Genomic DNA, 17,903 nt, shown 5'->3' with positions numbered 1-17,903 from the left:
ACCCGAAGGACCTTGGAGAACCCGACCACCGCGCCGGGTCTCCACCATGTCCCAACACCGAAAACGCGTCAGCCACCCGGCAGTTCCCCCTCAACGACACCTCATCGCCCCAACCGAAACGGCGAGGTTAAGGAACGGGGAAGCCGTCTTTCCCGCAGCGGTGACGGATGGTCGAGCGTTGTTCAGCTTTTGGAAGTATGAAGCCGTGCGTGCGACTTTGAGGAGATTCGCATTGCCGGCGCGAGCTACAAGCGCTCCGGAATGAGTCGTTCCCCCGTAGCGCATGGCCAGTGCGTCAGAACCCACCAAGAGATTGATGCTCCTGGTGACCGTTGAAGAGCGCATGACCGGTAGCGTGCGGAACGCGTCCCACGCGTGGCCCAGCGCACTTGCCCGCATCGTCGCAGTAAACGGAATCCTGCTGGCGCGTTGGTAGGCTGAGCTCCGGGTGAACATAGTGCCCAATTGGCCAGGGAGCCAACTGCCTGGCGCAGAAAGGGAACGCAGAGCGCCTTTGGGTATACCCCGTAGTCTGGCGCCAGTCAAGGTGCGTAGGGTGCCGCCTCGCCCCCACCATTCGGATTCAATGGCACTCCGAAGCCAGCCACTGTGCCAGGAATTCTTAAATAGAACGGTTCCCATGCCAGTGCCCGAGGCGAGTGTCAGGCCGCCGATTTTGACCATGCTTGCGATGTCGGTAGCGTCATTGAGGAATGACTCAATACCCTTTTCTCCGAATTTCTTGAGACCAGGCACCTTGGTCAGATAATGAGCCTCGACGCGTGCTAGCCACTCACTGTACGTCTCCCGGTGGCCTCGCTCGGAGAGCTCGTCCTCCCGAACCAATTTCGCGCGCCTGCGGAGATCGGGTGGCGTCTCTGAGACCCAGGCCTGCATCGGCTTGATGGGGGCGAGCTTGTCGGAGACGCCGAGGTTGGAGGCGCGTGTGAAGGCGTCATTGAGTTTGTCCGCCAATCCCCCTTTACCATCCAGGAGCTTGGCAAGCTGATCAAGATCGTCCGGATTGACAGACCGCATCCTGGTCCCCTTGACTACGTGTCTTTGATGATGAAGTCTTCCTTGTCCGGCAGTAGGTCGGCCAGCATGTCCCAGACCTCGCCGGAGCTGGACCGTACGACCGTCAGGGGGCTGTCGGGTCCGACTTGACCATCCTCGACCGGCTCCTCGGGCTGTGTGCGCAGCCAATAGCCATGACGGCCGCAGTCCCACACCGCGATGCTGTGCACCGCCTGAGCGCCCTGCTTTCCTTCCCAAACGGTCGTGATGCGCCAGGACGAGTCCATGGACAGCACGAGTTCGACGAGTGCTGTGAGCTCCGGTTCTGCGAGGTCGGAGGTTTTCGAGAGCGCGCCGAGGGCAGCCGTCCTCGCGGTTGCCGCGTCGTCGGAACTGCTTTCCGCGGCGGTGAAGATCTCGTCCAGCGTGCTCATGGTTGTCTTGACCTCGGAAACCTTGGCGATCTCCGAATCGTCGGGCTCGACGCGCCGTAGCTTGACCTTGCGGGCCATGTCCCACACCAGGGTCTTGGGCTCGATCGGGACGTACTCCGACTCTTCCTCACCGGGCCAAGCGTCGTGGGAGAAGACAGCGTCCTGTCCGACGACAAGGCCATGGGTCAGGACGCCGTGCCGGCCGGTGACCTCGGCTTGGACCAGCACCACCGGACGGGCCAGAGCAGTCAGGAGCTCGCGCAGTAGTGGCGAGAGCTCGCCTTCAGGCCCGACAAGACCGGCTCGCTGGAGCTCGCTCAGGGAGTGGTGGAGCTCCGCGGGTGGTGCTTCCTTGTCCAGCAGGTGGGCGAAGACCGCGATGTGGCGGTCGGCCAGCCGGAAACGGCCTCGCGAGCTGTCGAAAGAAGGCATGTGATGAAGCTTCCCTCACGGTGTGTGGTGCGTGCTCAGCGGTGTTGGTCAGCCCGACAGCCCTTCGGCCAGTGCGGTGAGGAAGGCCACGCGGTCACGGGTCGCGATGCGGAGCTGCTCGCCTTGATGGGTGCGGACAACGACACTGTCCATGCCCATGGGGACGCCCCACCCACCGCCTGCGAGACGGGGGTTGCCCTGGTCGCCGGCTCGTAGGCCGGGCAGCGGTGCGTCGATCGCATTCAGCGAAGCCGCGTACTGCTGAGTTGCTGTGGGGAGCGCTACCTGTGAAGCCTCCTGGACGGAAACCGGGTCGATGGCCGTGAGCGGGATGCGCTCACGGCCGACACGGAGCGTCCCCTCGTCCACTTGGATCCGGTGGTAGATGAACTTGGAGAAGGGAACGGCGAGGCAGGGGAGTAGCAGCAAGAGGAACAGCGCGCACATGCCGAACCACAGGCCGAACTCGTCGGGAAGGGTGTCGACTCCCATGTAGGCCATGCTGGCCACGTACACGGTGATGCAGATCGCAGACCAGGTCTTCGGGGTTTTCTCTACGTAACGCATGTTCCTCATCTGACTGCTACTGCTGTGTTCACCGGTTGATGGACTGGATCTCCTGGACGGTGATCGCCTGGGCGTTGCCGAAGGTTCCGTCGGGCATGTCGCCGCCCGCACCGCCGGTGCCGGTCCAGGTGATGTCCCACGTGATGGTGGCCTGGAGGTCGTAGGTTCCTTCGCCGGAGGAGCGGAGGTACTTGATTCCGCAGGGCGGGGTCTGGTCGGCCTTGCCGTTGGCGTAGGGCTCGCCGATCGAATCGTCGGCGTTGATGATGCACTCGCCGGAGGCCGGGTAGGTCAAGGCGTCCTTGGTGCCCGGCTCCAGTTTGAGGGACATCGGCTTGGCGGTCGTCGTGGCCGTGAGGGTGAAGCCGGGGACGTTGAGGGTGGCCGTGGCCTGGACCTCGTCGAAGACGGCCTTGTCGAGCCAGGCCCAGGTCGGCAGATTCACCTTTGTGGTTTGCGCGGGGGCGAGGCTGACCTTGGTGTCGGGAAGCTGCATGTGCTGGTAGGCGAGGGCGGCGAGTGTCTCCGGGGTGATGGCCTCCTCGTACTGGGGCGGCGGGGTCTCACCGTTGTCCACCCAGAACGGGAGGTCAGTGCAGGAGCTGCGCTTGAGGATGTCCGGTTCGTTGGGGTTCTCGACGCCGGCCCAGAACATCCCCTCGCCGTCTTTCTCGACGTTGTAGTCCTTGTAGCCGGGGGTGTCGGTCCATCCGTACCCGTCCTCGTAGTGGCGCTTCGTCTCGCCGATCGCCGCGCCCGCGTGCCCGGTCATGCCGGGTGCGCTCGCGGCGTTCTCGATGTCCTTGGACATCTTCTTCTTGAAGTCCTTGGCGCCGAGGTAGGGGGCGTACCAGCAGGGAGGAGGCGTCCAGTTGACGTCGGCGGACGTCACGTTGCCCGTGCCGCCGTTCGGGGCCACGGATCCGGAGTACTGGATGCGTGCGGCGGCGTAGATGCCGGTGTCGTCGCCGCCTCCCGTCTGCTCCGTGCTGGCTCCCTCGGCGGAGCCCACCGGTTTCGCCGCGTGAGCGGGTTCCGTGAGGACGATGGTGCTGAGCGCCAGCGTCAGTGTTGCGGTGCCGATGAATGCGCGAAGTGATCCCTTCACCGGCACTTCTCCGCCTTCGTCTCGACAAACACCTTGGACGCCTGCCACAGGTCAGTACCCGTGGGGTACTTGATCATGATGATCTTGTAGTAGTCGAAGTCTTCGATACTGGGATCGGTCTTCAAGACCTTTTCGGTCTTGATCTCCTTGCCGTAGAACGTTCCTGAGTCCGCGCAGAATGCCACCTCCACCGACTTGCCATTCGCGGCGGACCGAGTGGTGGCGTCGTAGTGGCGCAGTGTGCCGGTGGCGGTCCAGCCGCCTTCGATCCAGGCATTGATCTGAGTTTCCGCGTAGTTCAGCCCCTCACCGGTTGCGTAGGCGGCCACGGCAGCGTCCTTGGCCGTGCGCTTGTCTACGCCCCGGTAGATGGCGCGGAAGAAGTTGGCCGCGTCGGACATCGCGGCCGCCTCGTTCTCGTCCTTCGGCTTCTCCCAGTCGAAGACCAGGTTCATGTCCTTGGGCAGGGACACGTCCACGCCGTCCGGCTTGTCCGCTGCGGGTGCTCCCGAGGGCTCCGCCGACTTCGACGGTGTCTCCGTGCCCTGGTCGGCGCCGGCGATTTTGGCGTTGTCCTTCGAGCTGTCCTCGGAGCTGCCGCACGCTCCCAGGAGCAGTACCGCTGAGGCGGTGAGTGCAGCGGCAACGGGCAAAGAGCGGCGCTTCACAGTTGACTCCCCGTGAGACAGAAAGTGCGTCGAGGGTACTGACGGTATCTGCGGGGTTCCCGGTTTCACCAGGGCGAACTACTCCCAGAATCGTGGTAAATCGACAGATATGGGTGACGGTTGTGGTGGTCTGTGTCCTGATCGTGCTCAAACGAGAGCGGCCTCGAACGTGGCGACGTGCAATGCGGGGGCCGGTCGGTCGGGCTTCTTGTTATCCGGCTGTAGTGCACCGCCGGCACGCGCACGGCGGGTACGCCGACGATCGGTCTCTACGTGATCGCCGACCCCTTCAAGGCGGTGGTCACCTTGCTGTCGGAGCCCCACGCCTCCGGGTACGGGCGGGCCGTCGAGATCCCCTACGGTGAGCCGGTCGTCTTCACGCTGGCCATCGGGGAGCGGGTCGAGATCGACACGAGGACCTTTCCGGCGCGTGATGTGGGTGGAGCGTGATTTCCGACTGATGCCCTCACTTGTGAGGGGGCAGTTTCGGTGGTGCGGCCGGCGTGGTCAGTGCACATGCGCCGAATCCCGCACCCTGTCCGCCAGTCGCGAGATCCCGTCGCCGAGCACCGACAGCGGGCTGCCCTCCGGCTCGTCGTACGGCACCCGGGTGCCCGTCGGGCCGGGCAGGGTCAGCATCCGCTCGCGCAGTTCGCGTGGTGCGGCGACGGCCGAGTCCAGGCAGAGGGGGCAGAGGGACAGCATGCGCCTGCGGTTGCCCTCCGCGGAGATCCGTACGTGGCGGCGGCCCGCCGAGGGGCCGTGGAGCGGGTTGACGCCGCAGCAGCGGTCGTTGGTGTCGCCCTGGAGGGCGTTGCGCGCCCCGCGGGCCAGGACGATGACGGCCAGGAGAGTCGCCGGGTCGGTGCCCGGGGAGCGCAGGCCGTCCATGTCGCCGCCGACGAGGAGCATGGCGGCGTCGAAACGGTTCCAGGCGGGACCGATGCGGGACGCGGAGCCCTCGCCCTCCGCGTCGCAGACGGACGCGAAGGCCAGCGAGGCCGCCTGAAGTTCCGTACGTGCCGTGCGACGCAGGTACGCCTCCGACGGCTCCCTCGGTGACACCAGGGGCAACGCCTGCGTCGGCAGCGGGGCCGGACTGCGCCGGCGCAGCACCGCGCCCACGATTCCCAGGGTGCCCGCCACCAGGCCGAGCAGCAGCAGCGCCGCGATGACGCCGACGAACAGGCCGGGCCAGAAGTCGGTGGCGAAGAGCGGCGGGAGGCTGTTCTCCGCCTGGGGGCTGGGGGCGGGCAGGGGGTCGCCGGAGCTGGTCGGCCCGTCGGTGCGCGGTGACTCGTCGAGGTGCGTCATCAGCGCGTCGAGGCGCTCGCCCATGAGGTGGTCGTCGGCCGCGTTCGCCCGGTCGTCCCCGTAGGCGATGGACTCGGGGAGGTCGAAGAGGAGGCGGCGACTGTCCAGACGCAGGCCGTGGTTGAAGACGTCGATGTAGCCGGTCAGCGGGTCGGCTGAGACGTACACGCCGTCTGTCTCGCCGACCGCGTCGGCCTTGCCGAGTCTTGCCCGCACCGCTGCCGCGAACAGTTCCTCGTCACCGGCGGACTCGTCCTCGGACAGGTGGGGCACGACGGTGACGTACACCGGGCCGCCGCCCTCCGAACGCCCGAACCGCTCGATGCGGTCGTGCAGCCGGGAGAACTGAGTGGCGTCCAGGACCCGTGGGCTCTCCGGGTCGACGTACACCGGGTCGCGGGCCAGGCCCTCCGCGACCCGTTCGACGCGTGCCGTCATCTCGCCGCTGGTGGGCAGCGGAGCGGCACGTCGTTTCGTCTGGTCGAAGACGAGCGGAGCGGTGAGGGCGATCGCGGCCGCGAGGGCGACGGCGAGGGCGAGGCTCGGGGTGAGCAGGCGCCGCCATTTCGGGCGGGTCGAGGCCGGGCGGTCGGCCGTCGAACCGGGCGGGGTCGCTCGCGGGAAGCGGCGCCGCGCCCGCCGTACGCAGGGCGCCAGCAGCAGAATCGTCAGCGGTACGCCGGTGAGCGCGATGCCCGTGACGAAGGACTGGTTCTGACGGTCGGACGGGCCGATGTACATCGCCTCGGGCTCGTTGCCGTCCCGGAACTTCTCGCGGGCCGCGCCGGCCAGCGCCTCGGCTTTCTCCGGGCCCTGTGCGACGACGTCCACGAAGCGTTCGAAGCTGCGCAGCGGTCCCGCGTCGTAGGGGAGTTCGAAGACGGTGGTCGTTCGGGCGGCCTCTGCGGGGGCGCTTACGCCGTAAGCCGTCGCCTTCCTCACTCCCGATTCGTCGAGGAGCACGAAGAGTCCGTCACGTCTGAGCCGGTCGTGCACCGTGCCCAGCAGGTCCTCGCCGGAGGCGCTCTGGTTGGGCAGGACGAGCACGTACGTCGGTACCCCGGTGCGCTGGGCGAGCCGGGCGAAGTCGGGCGCCATGGAGCGCGGGACCGCGCGGGGGAGCTGGTCGGTGACGTGGACCGGGTTCTCGCGGAGGCGGTCGGCCAGGTAGGCGGCCCGGGTGGGCGGCTGGCTCGCCGCGGGCGCGTCGGCGGCGCGGGCCGGGGTGGCCAGGGTCGCGGAGGTGAGGAGCAGGGCGGTGAGGCCGCAGAGGGTGAGCAGCAGGCGGATCGCGCCGCTCGCGGTGTGGTCGGTCGGTGGCCGTCCAGCCGTCGTGAGTGTGGTCACCACTCGCACTTCCTTGTCCCCGTCCCGGTCGTGGGTTTCCTGCCCGCGGCACTCTGCCGACGGCTTCGCCGCTGCGAGAAAGCCTTTCCTCAACCCAGCTTGGCGTTCTGTGCCTTCACTACCGTCGCGGACAGCTTCGCGTCGCTCGGCCTCGCGTTGGCGATGGCCAGGCCGTCGACGGAGAAGTACACGGCGACGACGTCGCCGCCGCGTACGGCCTGGGTGTGCACGGTGTGAGTGGCGCCCCGGAACGTCAGCGTCGCACGGAAGGCGAGCGACTCGTCACCCGCCACCGCCGCGGGCTGCTCGGCGGTGACGGAGTCGTACGAGCTCTCGTTCTCCTTCGACTTGGCCGTGAAGCCGCCGCCGCACGCCTCCACGGCCTTCTTCAGCCCGGCCAGCGCCGACTCCGCGCCCCCGGTCCCGTAGGAGGTCAGGGTGATGTACGTGAAACCGGTGCCGCTCTTCCGCTCCGACTCGATCTGTCCCGAGACCGAGCGGGTCAGGTCTGCCTCAGGGGTGCCCAGGGGAAGTTGGTTCATGGCGAGCGCCAGCGGTGTGCAGACGGGCTTGTCCGTGGTCACCTCGTCCGGGGACTTGGCGAAGAGGAACTCGTCGTCCAGCTTCTCCACACGGAGTCCCTCGACCTCGGACGTCGTGACCATCGTCTTGGCCAGGTGCTCCGCCGGTGAAGGCTGCTTGGACGCGGACGTGGTCACGGACGTGGTCGCCTCCGGCTTTCCGGCCGTCGAGTCCGCGTTCGAACCGGAGTCCCCGCCACACGCAGTGAGCGCGGCGAGGGAGAGCAGGGTCAGGGTGGAGAGGGTGGCCGTCGTGGCGCGGTTCATCAGGGGCTCCTTGGTGGGTGGGGAGGGGGGGAAGAGAGGGCAGGTGGCGCCGGTCGGCGGCTAGGCTTCGTCCACCAGCTTCCGCAGTTCGAAGGAGAGCTCCGGGACCTGGGTGCCGGCCGCCTGCGCCGCCCCGATCGCCCTCACGTAGGCCAGAGCCTCCTCCCGCAGGCGCTCCTTCTCCTTGTACTGGCGTACGCCGGCCAGCCAGACGTACAGGGCGAGGGGCACGAGGATGAGAGCGGCGTAGGCGCCCGGCTCGCTCGCCGTCGAGGCATAGAGCGCGCCGCCGCCGCCGACCAGGACCAGCAGGCAGCCCGCCTCGTCGTGCCAACCGCCCTCGTTGACCCTCCACTCGTACTCCGACACGGCGGCGGGCTTCGGCGGTACGGCGACGGAGTCCGCGGGGGTGGCACTGGCCGCCTGCTGCTCCTGGTCGGCCCCGCCGGGAGGTGCCTCGCCCCTCGGTACGCCAACCGCCGACGTCTCCACGGCCAACGGCTCGACCGGCGGATACGACGGGACCGGCGCCGACCCCTTTCCGTCTCCGGTCCACGACTTGCCCTCCAGCCACGCAGGGACATGCGTCAGTGGGATGCCGTGCGCGCGGGCGATGCCCAAGGTCTCGCGGTAGCCGGCCAGCGTGGGATGCGTCAGCGCGCGCTTCCAGCGGGTGTACGCGTACACGGCCAGGGCTGTGCCGACCACGACAAGGCACCCCGAGGCAGCCAGTACCGCGACCAGGCGACGGTCGCTCAGCGTGCGGATCGTCGGAATGACGAAGGGCAGGAGCAGACCCACCGTCAGTGTCAGCACCGCGAGCCATGCGGACGGGTGTCGACGCTTCGCCTCCAACGCCCGCCGCCGCTCCGCGAGTAACGCGCTCACCGCTCCGTCGTCCATGTAGTCGACCCCGTGCCGCGCACTCACGGCGCGTATCGCCTCCGCGGCCCGCGGGTCGGCCGCCAACGCCGCCCCGTTCACTGGAAGTAGGTCCATCGATGTCTCCGGTGATCTCTCCGTGTTCGCCCCGTCACCGATCCGAGCGACGATCATGGCACGACCGATCCGTTCCCTCGTGAGTGAATCGTGCAGGCCTCATGGCCGCGCCGTGATGAACAGCACGTGCGGGGTGTCCCGTCGTACCCGTTCTGGATTCGCGTGCGCACAGTCGGGACGTCTGGTTGCGAGGCCGTGCTCAAAGGGGCAGCGAGGGTGCGAAGTTGCAGATGAGTAACAGTGGGTGGGGTGAAGTCGGGAGAGGCTGGCACGCCTTGAGGGGCTTATGTGGGGCTGATACGGTGCGATGGCTTGACACTCGCCTCGCTGCTGGCCATTTGCCCAGGTAGGGCGGGTACGGCGGGTACGTCAGGGGTTGCCCCCGGACGTCTCCGGTCGGGCGGGCGCAGAGGAAGTGTCCGAATTCGCAGGTGATTCCGTGTACGTGAGCAGTACTTGCTCGAGCAGTACGCGGCAGACGATTTCTTGGGTGTACGGGGAGCGGTTGCGTGAAGATCCAGGAGCGTACGGGGGCGGGGGCGGGACGTTCCGCGGCTCCGGTTCAGCCGCCGGTCGGTGACCGGCTTCCCAGCCCCCCTCGCGAGCGCAAACCGGCTCTGGCCGCGCTGGCGGTGCTGTTGATCCTGGTGGGCGCGCTGGGGGCGACGATGCTGGTGCTGCGGGCCGGGGACCGGGTCGAGGTCATCAAGGTGACGGCGGAGATCCAGGCCGGCGAGTCCATCGGTGACAAGGTCACGCCCGTGATGGTGGCCGACGACGACAGCATCAACTACGTCAAGTGGTCGCAGCTGGACGCCCTCAAGGCCCTGAAGGCCAGGTCCACGATCTACAAGGACACGGTCGTGATGGGGCAGATGTTCGCCAAGGGGGAGTCGCTTCCCGCGGGCAAGGCGTCCGTGGGCCTCGCCCTCAAGGAGGGGCAGTACCCGACGGGTATCAAGCCGGGTGACGTCGTCGCCGCCTACCGCGTCGGTGCGAACGGCGCGAGCAGCTCCGGCTCCTCCGACTCCTCCGACAGGGACGCGTCGTCGTCCGCCTCCGGCGGGGCCATCGTCTCCGACGCACGCGTGACCGGAGTCACGGGCGAGGGTGACGCCACCCTCAGCACAGGCAACACGGGCGTCACCGTCCTCGTCGACGAGGCGGACGCCGCCGCCCTCGCTTCGGCGGCTGCCGCCGGCGAGGTCGCCGTCGTACGCGTTCCCGGCAAGTAGAAGGCGACCGAAGCAGCCATGGCTCTCATCGCCCTCGCCGCCGACAAGGGTTCCCCCGGCGTCACCACCGCGGCCGTCGCCCTCGCGGCGGTCTGGCCGCGCCGGGTCCTGCTCGCCGAGACCGACCCGGCGGGTGGCGACCTGGTGTACCGGTCCGCCGCCGCGCACGGCGGACCGCTCAACCCGAACACCGGGATGCTGTCGATCGCCGCGACTGCCCGGCGCGGTCTCGTGCCGGACCAACTGTGGGACCACGTCCAGCCGTTGAGCGGCGGCCTCGAGGTCGTCGTCGGACTCGGCATCTCCGAGCAGGCCGCCGGACTCGCGGGCCTGTGGCCCACCCTCGGCCGGGCCTTCGCCGCGCTCGCGGACTCCCCGAACGCGCCCGCCGACGTCATCGCCGACTGCGGTCGCATCAGCGGCGACACCCCGGCCATGGAACTGTTCCCGCACGCCTCCCTGGTGCTGCTGCTCTCCCGTACCGAGCCGGAGGCCATCGCCCGCGTCCGCGACCGTGCCGCCGCCCTGACCGCGAAGCTGCACGGTGGTCCGCGCGGTGCCGCGAGCCTCGGCATGCCGGTGATCGGCGTCGTCCTCGTCGCCGACACGAACAACGCCGCCAAGCTCTCCGGCCAGGTCAACGACATGCTCGTACACGCCCAGACCGGCGCCCGGGTGGTCGGCACCATCGCCGACGACCCGGCGGGTGCCGACCAACTGGCCGGGCGCAGGCGCGGCCGGCTGGAGAAGTCGCTGCTCATCCGTTCCGCCCGCAAGGTCACCTCCGACCTGTACCAGCAGTTCGGCGCCGCCTGGTCCGTACCCACCGGGCCCGCCGGCACCGGTATGAACGGCCACGCGGAGGCCGGCCGATGACCGCTGTCGACCACTCGTTGGTCAAGCGGTTCCGCCAGGACGCAGGCGACCGCATCTCCGAGCAGCGCCGCCAGGACCAGGTCAGCGGCGTCACCCCGATGTCCACCGAGGACGAGCGGCAGTACGCGCGCGCCGTCATCGCGCAGATCCTGGAGGAGTACGCCCGCGCCGAGATCAACGCCGGGCGTACGCCGCTGGACGCGGAGACGGAGGAGGCGTACGCCGCGGCCGTGCACGCCGCCCTGTTCGGCGTCGGGCGGCTCCAGCCCCTCCTCGACGACCCCGAGGTCGAGAACATCGACATCAACGGCTGCGACCACGTCTTCGTCGGCTACTCCGACGGACGTGAGGAGCGTGGCGAGCCGGTCGCCGAGACCGACGAGGAGCTCATCGAGCTGATCCAGATCCTCGGCGCCTACTCGGGTCTGTCGTCCCGCCCCTTCGACTCCGCCAACCCGCAGCTGGACCTGAGGCTGCCGGACGGTTCGCGTCTGTCGGCGGTCATGGACGTCGCCCGGCGCCCGGCGCTGTCCATCCGTCGCGCCCGCATGGGCAAGGTCTTCATCTCCGACCTGGTCGGCAACGGCACCCTCACCCCCGAACTCGGCCACTTCCTGGCCTGCGCGGTCCGGGCCCGCAAGAACATCATGATCGCGGGCGCCACCAACGCCGGCAAGACGACGCTGCTGCGCGCCCTCGCCAACGAGATCCCGCCGCACGAGCGTCTGATCACGGTCGAGCGGGCACTGGAGCTCGGCCTCGACACCTTCCCCGAACTCCACCCCAACGTCGTGGCGTTCGAGGAGCGGCTGCCCAACTCCGAGGGGCAGGGCACCATCAGCATGGCGGAACTGGTCCGCCGGTCCCTGCGTATGAACCCCTCCCGCGTCATCGTCGGTGAGGTGCTCGGCGACGAGATCGTGACCATGCTCAACGCGATGTCGCAGGGCAACGACGGCTCGCTGTCCACGATCCACGCCAACAGCTCGCACGAGGTCTTCAACCGCATCTCGACGTACGCTTTGCAGGCGGCGGAGCGGCTGCCGATCGAGGCCAGCCAGATGCTGGTGGCCGGCGCCGTCAACTTCGTCGTCTTCATCCAGCGGCGCAACGACTTCCAGAACGGCGGACGCCTCCAGCGCATGGTCACCTCCGTCCGCGAGGTGAACGGCGTCGACGGCCGCGTGCTGTCCAGCGAGGTGTTCGCCGAGACGCCCGACGGCCGTGTCGTACCGCACGCCCCCATCGCCTGCCTGGAGGAACTCATCGCCTACGGCTACCGGCCCAACGGAACGTGGGGGTGAGACGGACATGACGACCGAACCGACCCGGCTCGCCGCTCTCGACTCGCTCGGCTCCATGGGCGGCCTGTTCTCCACCACGGTTTTGTACGCGCTCGGATGCGGCGTCGCCGTCGGTGGCGGCCTCGCCCTGTTCCTCGTCGCCGTACGCGGCCTGCCCGTCAAGCCCGAGCACGAGAAGCGGCAGGCCAGCGAGCGCGCGAACGAACTGATCCGCTGGGCGGGCCGGCGCGGCTCCCTCGCGGCCATCGTCGGCCTCGTGGTCCTGCTTCTCACCCGCTGGGCGGTGCTGGGCATCGCGGCCGGCGTCCTCGTCTTCTTCTGGGACCGCCTCTTCGGCGGCGCCGCCGAGGAACGCGCCGCCATGAAGCGGGTGGAGGCCCTCGCCTCCTGGACGGAGTCGCTGCGTGACACCATCGCGGGCGCGGTCGGCCTGGAGCAGGCCATCCCGGCCTCGGCCCGTGCCGCCGCACCGGTGCTGCGCCCGCACCTGGACGCCCTGGTCGACCGGCTGCGCTCCCGCACCCCGCTGCCCGAGGCGCTCCAGCACCTCGCCGACGAGATCGACGACGCGTCCGCCGACATCATCGTCGCGGCGCTGATCCTCAACGCGCGGCTGCGCGGCCCCGGTCTGCGCCAGGTCCTCGGCGCGCTGGCCAAGTCGGCGCGCGAGGAGGTCGACATGCGCCAGCGCGTGATGGCGCAGCGCGCCTCGACCCGCCGCTCGGTGCAGATCGTCGTGGCGGTGTCGGTGCTGTTCGTCCTCGGCCTGTCCATCTTCAACCGGGACTTCGTCGAGCCGTACGGCTCACCCGTCGGCCAGCTCGTGCTGGCCTGTGTGTGCGGCCTCTTCGCGCTGGGCTTCTGGTGGCTGCGCAAGCTGTCGACCATCGAGACGCCGGAACGCTTCCTGGTACGGGACGGCTCCGACGTCCAGTTCGTGCGTCCCCGTACGCCGGACCGGACGGGCCGCCAGGGCCAGCCCGCGCAGCGGTTGCCGCAACCGTCACAGCCGTCGCAGGCGTCTGGTGACGAGGGGGTACGACGATGAACCTGACAATGCCGGTGCTGGTCGGAGCGGTCATCGGCCTGGGCGTCTACGCCCTGGTCCGCGCCCTGATGCCGAGCAGGCGGAGCCCGATCCAGCAGGTCGCCCGCATCGACGCCATGCGGGCGCGCGGGACGGCGTACGAGTCGTCGTCGCGCACGGCGCAGGACACCGGCCGCCTCGGCACGCTGCGCGCCCAGGTCGGCGCGCGTGTCGCCGAGCTGTACCTGCAGCAGGGCTGGGAGCAGCGCTCGCTGCGCGCGGACCTGGCGGTGCTGGACCGCAGCTGGGAGAAGTTCCTGGCGACGAAGGTTCTGCTGGCCGCGGGCGGGTTGTTCTTCGGCCCGTTCCTGTTCGCGATCGTCTGGACGCTGGGCTTCAACGACAGCCCGATCGTCCCGGTCTGGCTGGCCCTGCTCTGCGCGGTCGTCTTCTTCTTCCTCCCCGACCTGGAGGTACGCCGGGACGCGGCCGACAAGCGCCGTGACCTGCGGCGGGTGATCGGCGCGTACCTGGACCTGGTGTCCATGAGCCTGGCCGGCGGTCGAGGCCTGCCCGAGGCACTGATGGCGGCGGCGGAGGTGTCGGACGGCTGGGCGACCCACCGCATCCGCAACGCCCTGGCCGACGCGCGCATCACCGGTATCAGCCAGTGGCAGGCGCTGGGCCAGCTCGGCGAGGACCTGGGCGTCGAGGAACTCAAGGACCTCTCCGCATCCCTGGCCCTGGTGGCCGACGACGGCGCCAAGGTCCGCGAGTCCCTCGCCTCCCGCGCCGAGACCATGCGGCACCGTGAACTCTCCGAGATCGAGGGCAGCGCGGGTGAGAAGTCCCAGTCGATGCTCGTGGCCCAGCTCCTGCTGTGCGCCGGGTTCCTGGTGTTCCTGATCTATCCGGCGGCGATGCGGGTGTTTCAGGTGTGACGCAGCTCTTCCGACTCCGAGCCGCTTCCAGAATCTGATTCGAGAGGACAACTCACCATGAACGGACGGAACTTCCGCACCGGCACCACGGGCATCGTGCCCGTGGACTTCCTGATCACCTTTCTGCGGGCCCGCGTGGACCGCGCCCGCTCGGGCGAGCTGGACCGCGGCGCGTCCGCCGTCGAGTGGGTCATCATCTCCGCGGTCGTCGTCGCGATCGTCGGTGTGGTGGCCGCCATCATCAACGCCGCGCTCAGCGAGGGCGCCAACAAGGTCGGCGACTGCATCAAGGGCGCGGACGCGGGCAGCACCTGCTGATCGCACGACGCGACGAACGGGGACGACGGGGATGCCGGGCACCGTGCTGAGACGGGTGCGCCGCAGGGTGGAGACCGCACGCGAGGCGGCGGCCACCCGCGGCGACTCCGGCATGACCGCGATCGAGTTCGTGCTGCTCACGCCGGTCCTCTTCTTCATGATCTCCGCGACGGTGCAGTTCGGGCTGTACTTCTTCGCCGACCACGTGGCGCAGGCGGCGGCCCAGGCGGGCGCGCGCAAGGCCCGCGCGACGGCGCACGACCAGCCCGGCGGCTGGCGGGGCGAGGCACAGGACGTGGTCGACAGCTACATCCGCCAGCTCGGCCCGCAGCTGGTTCTGGCACCGGACGTGACGACGCTCCAGCCGGACCAGGACACGGTCGGCGTGGAGATCACGGCCCGCATCCCGACGGTGTTCCCGGGCCTGGACCTGACGGTGCACGCGCAGTCGATGGGGCCGGTGGAGCGGTTCGTGCAGGAGGGGGAGAACTAGATGGGCCTCTCCCGCGTCCGGGTCTGCGTCCGAGGGCGCGTCCAAGCGCGCGTCCGAGCGTGCGTCCGAGCGTGCGTCCGAGGTCGGCTCCGGCAGGCCGACGACCGGGGCCTGTCCACCATCGAGGTGGTGATCCTCGCACCGGTGATGATCCTGTTCATCCTGGTCCTGGTGGCCTTCGGCCAGCTGGTGGACGGCCGCGGCGCCCTCGACGGCGCAGCGCGGGACGCCGCACGCGCGGGCTCGATCCAGAAGGACCACGGCACGGCCATCGCGGAGGCGAGAAGAGCGGCCGAGGCCAACCTGGAGGACGTCTGCTCCGGCCCGGTGTCGGTGGTCCAGAAGAGCGCGGGATTCGAGCCGGACACGCTCTTCACGGTCGAGGTGAGCTGCGAGGTACGCGGCCTGTCGATGATCGGCCTCGACATCCCCACGACGCTGTCGGCGAGCTTCAGCTCCCCGCTGGACCCGTACCGGAGGACGGCGTGAGATCCCTCGTACGCACGTGGCTCAGGGACCGGCGCACCCGCCTGGACGACCGCGGCTCCGGCGCCGGCGCGGTCATCGTCTTCGCCCTGGTCTTCCTCTCCCTCGCGGCCTTCGTCATCGACGGCGGCATGTCCATCTCCAAGCGCGAACGCGCCGCCGACATCGCCGAACAGGCTGCGCGCTACGCCGCCCAGGACATCGACCGCGAGGCCCTCTACGACGACGTGGGCGGCCCGGCCCCGATCAACTACGAGAACTGCAACGCGAGGGTCAAGGCCTTCGCCGCGGAGATGGACATGACCGGTCCGGACATCGCCGCGACCCACTGCGTGACGGCCGACGTCGCCCAGGTGCAGGTCGAGGTCCAGCTCACCTACTCCCCGGTCTTCACCGGGGTGTTCTACGGCGGCGACGTGGTCGTCCACGGGCAGGCGGTGGCGGAGAACGAGGTGGGCTGACCGATGCCGCCACTCTCCGCCGCTCCATGTCCCCCCATCCCCACCAACGGAGGTACGACTCCCATGCGCACACGCACGACCACTGCCACCGCGGTGGCCGCCCTGACGACGGCCGTGGCCCTCCTGCTGTCCGGCTGCGGCGGCTCGGAGACCGAGGACTCGGGGAAGGACGAGATCGCGGGGGCGGACACGGGGGCTTCGACGTCCGCTTCTCCGTCACCTACAGCGACGGATGACGGCATCGACCGACCGGAGGTCACTCTGCCGGAGGGCGACAATCTGTTGTTCACGCCGGAAACCACTGGGGACGCCAAGACGGACGCCGTACTCAAGGACAATGCGGAATACCTACGCTCCATTGACGAGGCGATCGGCAAACAGGACCCCAAGTCCGCATCCGTCGCCTTCTACAGCAAAGACTCTGCTTACCTTGGTTCAGTGGAGTGGGTCAGCGGATTCGTCAAGGACGGCGTCACGGTAACGGGTACGGTCCGCTACTTCGATCGTGAGGTGAGTTTCAGCAAGGACGGTTCGGCCGGGCTGGTCTACTGCGCGGACGAGTCCAAGGGCTATACCAAGGACATCAAGACGGGCAAGGTCAACGTGACTGAAGCGTCTAAGGATTCGTACGTCCTCTACAACGATCGCCTCAGGAAGAACGACAAGGGGATCTGGCAGACGACCAAGAGCACCTCGGAGCGTGGAAGTGAGGCGTGCCAGCCGTGAAGCGTGTCGTCAAGACCACAGCGCTGAGCACTGCCGTCGGCCTACTGATCACTTTGCAGGCCGCGCCACTCGCCTGGGCCGATCGCACGACCACGAGTGGCAAGAGCAAGGACGCCGAAGGCGGCCGCAATGGCAAGACCATGTACGTCCAGACGAAAGTGCAGACAACGGTCAACGGCAGTAGTAGCTCTCCCAAAACCGGGAAGCTGTCGTCTGCTGACAGCAACTGGACGCCCCCGGCTTGCTGGTACGAGCCCGCCTTCTCGCCGAAGCAGATTGAGGAGACCGTCAAGTTGTGGCGAAGTATCGATGGTCTGCCGTTCCTCGGCGGGGTAGGGGATTTCGTCGGCGACGCCTTGGACAACCGGTACAAGGACGGTCACCCGTACAAGGACTACAACCTCGACAAGCAGGGCGAGGGCATGTTCTGGGCGGCCGCGGTCAACCCCAACCGCAAGGACGATCCCGAGGCGAGCGCCTGCGACAAGCCACCGTTCTGGGTGGACAACGGTGACACGCCCGAAGAACCCCTCGCCGTCACCCCCAGGGTCCTCGCCGAGTACGCCTACGACGAACTACCCGTACCGGACACCGAGATCACCATGGCACCGGCCGGGACGACGAAGGTGAACCTGCCCACCTGGGTCTGGCTGGACAAGGCCAAGTTCAAAAAGATCTCGGTCACCGCCAGCCTCCCCGGCACGGGGCTGTCCGCGACGACCACCGCCGAACCGGTCTCCCTGCACATCGACCCGGGGACGAGCGACGCCCGAACGCACCCCGCCTCGGGCGACTGCGAGATCAACGGCGACGACAGCATCGGCGAGCCGTACGCGCAGGGCAAGGCGAACGACACCCCGCCCTGCGGAGTCACCTACCTCCGCGCCTCCGGCTCCGACGGCTCCTACCCCCTGCAGGCCACCGTCACCTGGAAGATCACCTGGACGAGCACCACGGGCGAGGGCGGCGGCCTGCCCGAGGGCACGTTCGGCGCGACGCAGGACGTGACGGTGCAGGAGATCCAGTCGGTGAACCGTTGAGACCGGGCGGACGGTGCCTGGTCAGGTGGCGGTCGTCCTGAGGCTCCGGACGAGGGCGGTGAAGGATCCGACCCTGCGGGAGCGGGTGCTCGCCTGCTCGGATCTTGATCAGCTCGGAGTCTGGCCCCGGCGCGCGATGACGGTGGAGCGTGCCGAGGACCTGTTCAGCGGTCGATGGACTGGATCTCCTGGATCTCCATGCTCCGGGGCCGTCTTGGGTGACCGAGGCCTTCAGCCGGTACGGGGCGCCTTGAGGTGTGGA

The 17,903-nt window shown here is 68.7% G+C and carries 20 protein-coding genes; 12 read left to right on the top strand and 8 right to left on the bottom strand.

Annotation, left to right across the window (positions count from 1 at the left end):
- Window positions 1-90 precede the first annotated feature (90 nt).
- Genes RM812_RS29100 through RM812_RS29080 form a run of 5 tightly spaced genes read right to left on the bottom strand, consistent with a single transcriptional unit; the run spans window position 91 to window position 4,226 of the window.
- Complete coding sequence (locus tag RM812_RS29100; protein WP_311578688.1) at window positions 91-1,038, bottom strand: hypothetical protein; 948 nt, start codon at window positions 1,036-1,038, stop codon at window positions 91-93.
- A 14-nt stretch (window positions 1,039-1,052) separates the two neighbouring features.
- Window positions 1,053-1,883: a hypothetical protein gene (locus RM812_RS29095; protein ID WP_311578685.1), complete on the bottom strand. Its 831-nt coding sequence runs from the start codon at window positions 1,881-1,883 to the stop codon at window positions 1,053-1,055.
- Window positions 1,884-1,931: 48 nt separating this feature from the next.
- Window positions 1,932-2,450 (bottom strand): DUF3093 family protein, encoded by a 519-nt coding sequence (locus tag RM812_RS29090; RefSeq protein ID WP_311578682.1) that lies wholly within the window; start codon window positions 2,448-2,450, stop codon window positions 1,932-1,934.
- Between the two features lie 28 nt (window positions 2,451-2,478).
- A complete protein-coding gene (locus RM812_RS29085; protein WP_394816530.1) occupies window positions 2,479-3,558 on the bottom strand; it encodes a hypothetical protein in 1,080 nt (359 codons plus the stop codon).
- A complete protein-coding gene (locus RM812_RS29080; protein ID WP_311578676.1) occupies window positions 3,555-4,226 on the bottom strand; it encodes a hypothetical protein in 672 nt (223 codons plus the stop codon). Before RM812_RS29080 ends, RM812_RS29085 begins: the two co-directional genes overlap by 4 nt.
- A gap of 273 nt (window positions 4,227-4,499) precedes the next feature.
- On the opposite strand from RM812_RS29080, the gene RM812_RS29075 reads away from it, so the two are divergent.
- Window positions 4,500-4,676 (top strand): hypothetical protein, encoded by a 177-nt coding sequence (locus RM812_RS29075; RefSeq protein WP_311578674.1) that lies wholly within the window; start codon window positions 4,500-4,502, stop codon window positions 4,674-4,676.
- Between the two features lie 57 nt (window positions 4,677-4,733).
- Here the strand turns inward: RM812_RS29075 and RM812_RS29070 are convergent, their stop codons facing one another.
- The 3 genes from RM812_RS29070 to RM812_RS29060 all read right to left on the bottom strand — a co-directional run bounded on the left by RM812_RS29070 (window position 4,734) and on the right by RM812_RS29060 (window position 8,734).
- The gene (locus RM812_RS29070) at window positions 4,734-6,887 is read right to left on the bottom strand and encodes a hypothetical protein (RefSeq protein ID WP_311578672.1); all 2,154 of its coding nucleotides are present in this window, start codon (window positions 6,885-6,887) and stop codon (window positions 4,734-4,736) included.
- 89 nt (window positions 6,888-6,976) lie between these two features.
- Window positions 6,977-7,735 (bottom strand): hypothetical protein, encoded by a 759-nt coding sequence (locus RM812_RS29065; RefSeq protein ID WP_311578667.1) that lies wholly within the window; start codon window positions 7,733-7,735, stop codon window positions 6,977-6,979.
- A 60-nt stretch (window positions 7,736-7,795) separates the two neighbouring features.
- Entirely contained in the window at window positions 7,796-8,734 is a 939-nt protein-coding gene (locus RM812_RS29060; RefSeq protein WP_311578665.1) for a hypothetical protein, read from the bottom strand.
- Between the two features lie 509 nt (window positions 8,735-9,243).
- On the opposite strand from RM812_RS29060, the gene RM812_RS29055 reads away from it, so the two are divergent.
- The 11 genes from RM812_RS29055 (at window position 9,244) to RM812_RS29005 (ending at window position 17,641) form a co-directional block, all read left to right on the top strand.
- Entirely contained in the window at window positions 9,244-9,969 is a 726-nt protein-coding gene (locus RM812_RS29055) for a hypothetical protein (protein ID WP_311578661.1), read from the top strand.
- A gap of 18 nt (window positions 9,970-9,987) precedes the next feature.
- On the top strand, window positions 9,988-10,845 hold the full coding sequence (locus tag RM812_RS29050) for a hypothetical protein (RefSeq protein WP_311578658.1): 858 nt from the start codon (window positions 9,988-9,990) through the stop codon (window positions 10,843-10,845).
- The gene (locus tag RM812_RS29045; protein ID WP_311578655.1) at window positions 10,842-12,149 is read left to right on the top strand and encodes a CpaF family protein; all 1,308 of its coding nucleotides are present in this window, start codon (window positions 10,842-10,844) and stop codon (window positions 12,147-12,149) included. The genes RM812_RS29050 and RM812_RS29045 overlap by 4 nt, the downstream gene beginning before the upstream one ends.
- Window positions 12,150-12,156: 7 nt before the next feature.
- Entirely contained in the window at window positions 12,157-13,197 is a 1,041-nt protein-coding gene (locus RM812_RS29040; RefSeq protein ID WP_311578652.1) for a type II secretion system F family protein, read from the top strand.
- On the top strand, window positions 13,194-14,117 hold the full coding sequence (locus tag RM812_RS29035) for a type II secretion system F family protein (RefSeq protein ID WP_311578649.1): 924 nt from the start codon (window positions 13,194-13,196) through the stop codon (window positions 14,115-14,117). Before RM812_RS29040 ends, RM812_RS29035 begins: the two co-directional genes overlap by 4 nt.
- A gap of 57 nt (window positions 14,118-14,174) precedes the next feature.
- On the top strand, window positions 14,175-14,435 hold the full coding sequence (locus tag RM812_RS29030; RefSeq protein ID WP_019328443.1) for a hypothetical protein: 261 nt from the start codon (window positions 14,175-14,177) through the stop codon (window positions 14,433-14,435).
- A gap of 31 nt (window positions 14,436-14,466) precedes the next feature.
- A complete protein-coding gene (locus tag RM812_RS29025; RefSeq protein WP_311578644.1) occupies window positions 14,467-14,928 on the top strand; it encodes a TadE family protein in 462 nt (153 codons plus the stop codon).
- Between the two features lie 111 nt (window positions 14,929-15,039).
- Window positions 15,040-15,417 carry a TadE/TadG family type IV pilus assembly protein gene (locus tag RM812_RS29020; RefSeq protein WP_311578709.1) on the top strand — a complete coding sequence of 126 codons (378 nt, stop codon included), beginning with the start codon at window positions 15,040-15,042 and terminating at the stop codon, window positions 15,415-15,417.
- Window positions 15,414-15,875 (top strand): pilus assembly protein TadG-related protein, encoded by a 462-nt coding sequence (locus RM812_RS29015; protein ID WP_311578641.1) that lies wholly within the window; start codon window positions 15,414-15,416, stop codon window positions 15,873-15,875. Before RM812_RS29020 ends, RM812_RS29015 begins: the two co-directional genes overlap by 4 nt.
- 63 nt (window positions 15,876-15,938) lie before the next feature.
- Window positions 15,939-16,601, top strand: a complete 663-nt coding sequence (locus RM812_RS29010; RefSeq protein ID WP_311578638.1) for a hypothetical protein — start codon at window positions 15,939-15,941, stop codon at window positions 16,599-16,601.
- Window positions 16,589-17,641, top strand: coding sequence for a hypothetical protein (locus RM812_RS29005; RefSeq protein WP_311578635.1), 1,053 nt, complete (start codon window positions 16,589-16,591; stop codon window positions 17,639-17,641). The genes RM812_RS29010 and RM812_RS29005 overlap by 13 nt, the downstream gene beginning before the upstream one ends.
- Window positions 17,642-17,903 lie beyond the last annotated feature (262 nt).

Source organism: Streptomyces lancefieldiae, from assembly GCF_031845825.1.
GTDB classification, from domain to species: Bacteria; Actinomycetota; Actinomycetes; order Streptomycetales; family Streptomycetaceae; genus Streptomyces; species Streptomyces lancefieldiae.
The sequence above is the reverse complement of the archived record's forward strand: the minus strand, read 5'-3'. Positions and strand labels throughout refer to the sequence as shown.

What these genes read in the sequence shown, in the direction of transcription:
- RM812_RS29040 (WP_311578652.1), top strand. Translation starts at nt 12,157, where the DNA reads ATGACGACCGAACCGACCCGGCTCGCCGCTCTCGACTCGCTCGGCTCC.
- RM812_RS29065 (WP_311578667.1), bottom strand. Translation starts at nt 7,735, where the DNA reads ATGAACCGCGCCACGACGGCCACCCTCTCCACCCTGACCCTGCTCTCC.
- RM812_RS29010 (WP_311578638.1), top strand. Translation starts at nt 15,939, where the DNA reads ATGCGCACACGCACGACCACTGCCACCGCGGTGGCCGCCCTGACGACG.
- RM812_RS29100 (WP_311578688.1), bottom strand. Translation starts at nt 1,038, where the DNA reads ATGCGGTCTGTCAATCCGGACGATCTTGATCAGCTTGCCAAGCTCCTG.
- RM812_RS29050 (WP_311578658.1), top strand. Translation starts at nt 9,988, where the DNA reads ATGGCTCTCATCGCCCTCGCCGCCGACAAGGGTTCCCCCGGCGTCACC.
- RM812_RS29060 (WP_311578665.1), bottom strand. Translation starts at nt 8,734, where the DNA reads ATGGACCTACTTCCAGTGAACGGGGCGGCGTTGGCGGCCGACCCGCGG.
- RM812_RS29035 (WP_311578649.1), top strand. Translation starts at nt 13,194, where the DNA reads ATGAACCTGACAATGCCGGTGCTGGTCGGAGCGGTCATCGGCCTGGGC.
- RM812_RS29095 (WP_311578685.1), bottom strand. Translation starts at nt 1,883, where the DNA reads ATGCCTTCTTTCGACAGCTCGCGAGGCCGTTTCCGGCTGGCCGACCGC.
- RM812_RS29090 (WP_311578682.1), bottom strand. Translation starts at nt 2,450, where the DNA reads ATGCGTTACGTAGAGAAAACCCCGAAGACCTGGTCTGCGATCTGCATC.
- RM812_RS29045 (WP_311578655.1), top strand. Translation starts at nt 10,842, where the DNA reads ATGACCGCTGTCGACCACTCGTTGGTCAAGCGGTTCCGCCAGGACGCA.
- RM812_RS29030 (WP_019328443.1), top strand. Translation starts at nt 14,175, where the DNA reads ATGAACGGACGGAACTTCCGCACCGGCACCACGGGCATCGTGCCCGTG.
- RM812_RS29025 (WP_311578644.1), top strand. Translation starts at nt 14,467, where the DNA reads ATGCCGGGCACCGTGCTGAGACGGGTGCGCCGCAGGGTGGAGACCGCA.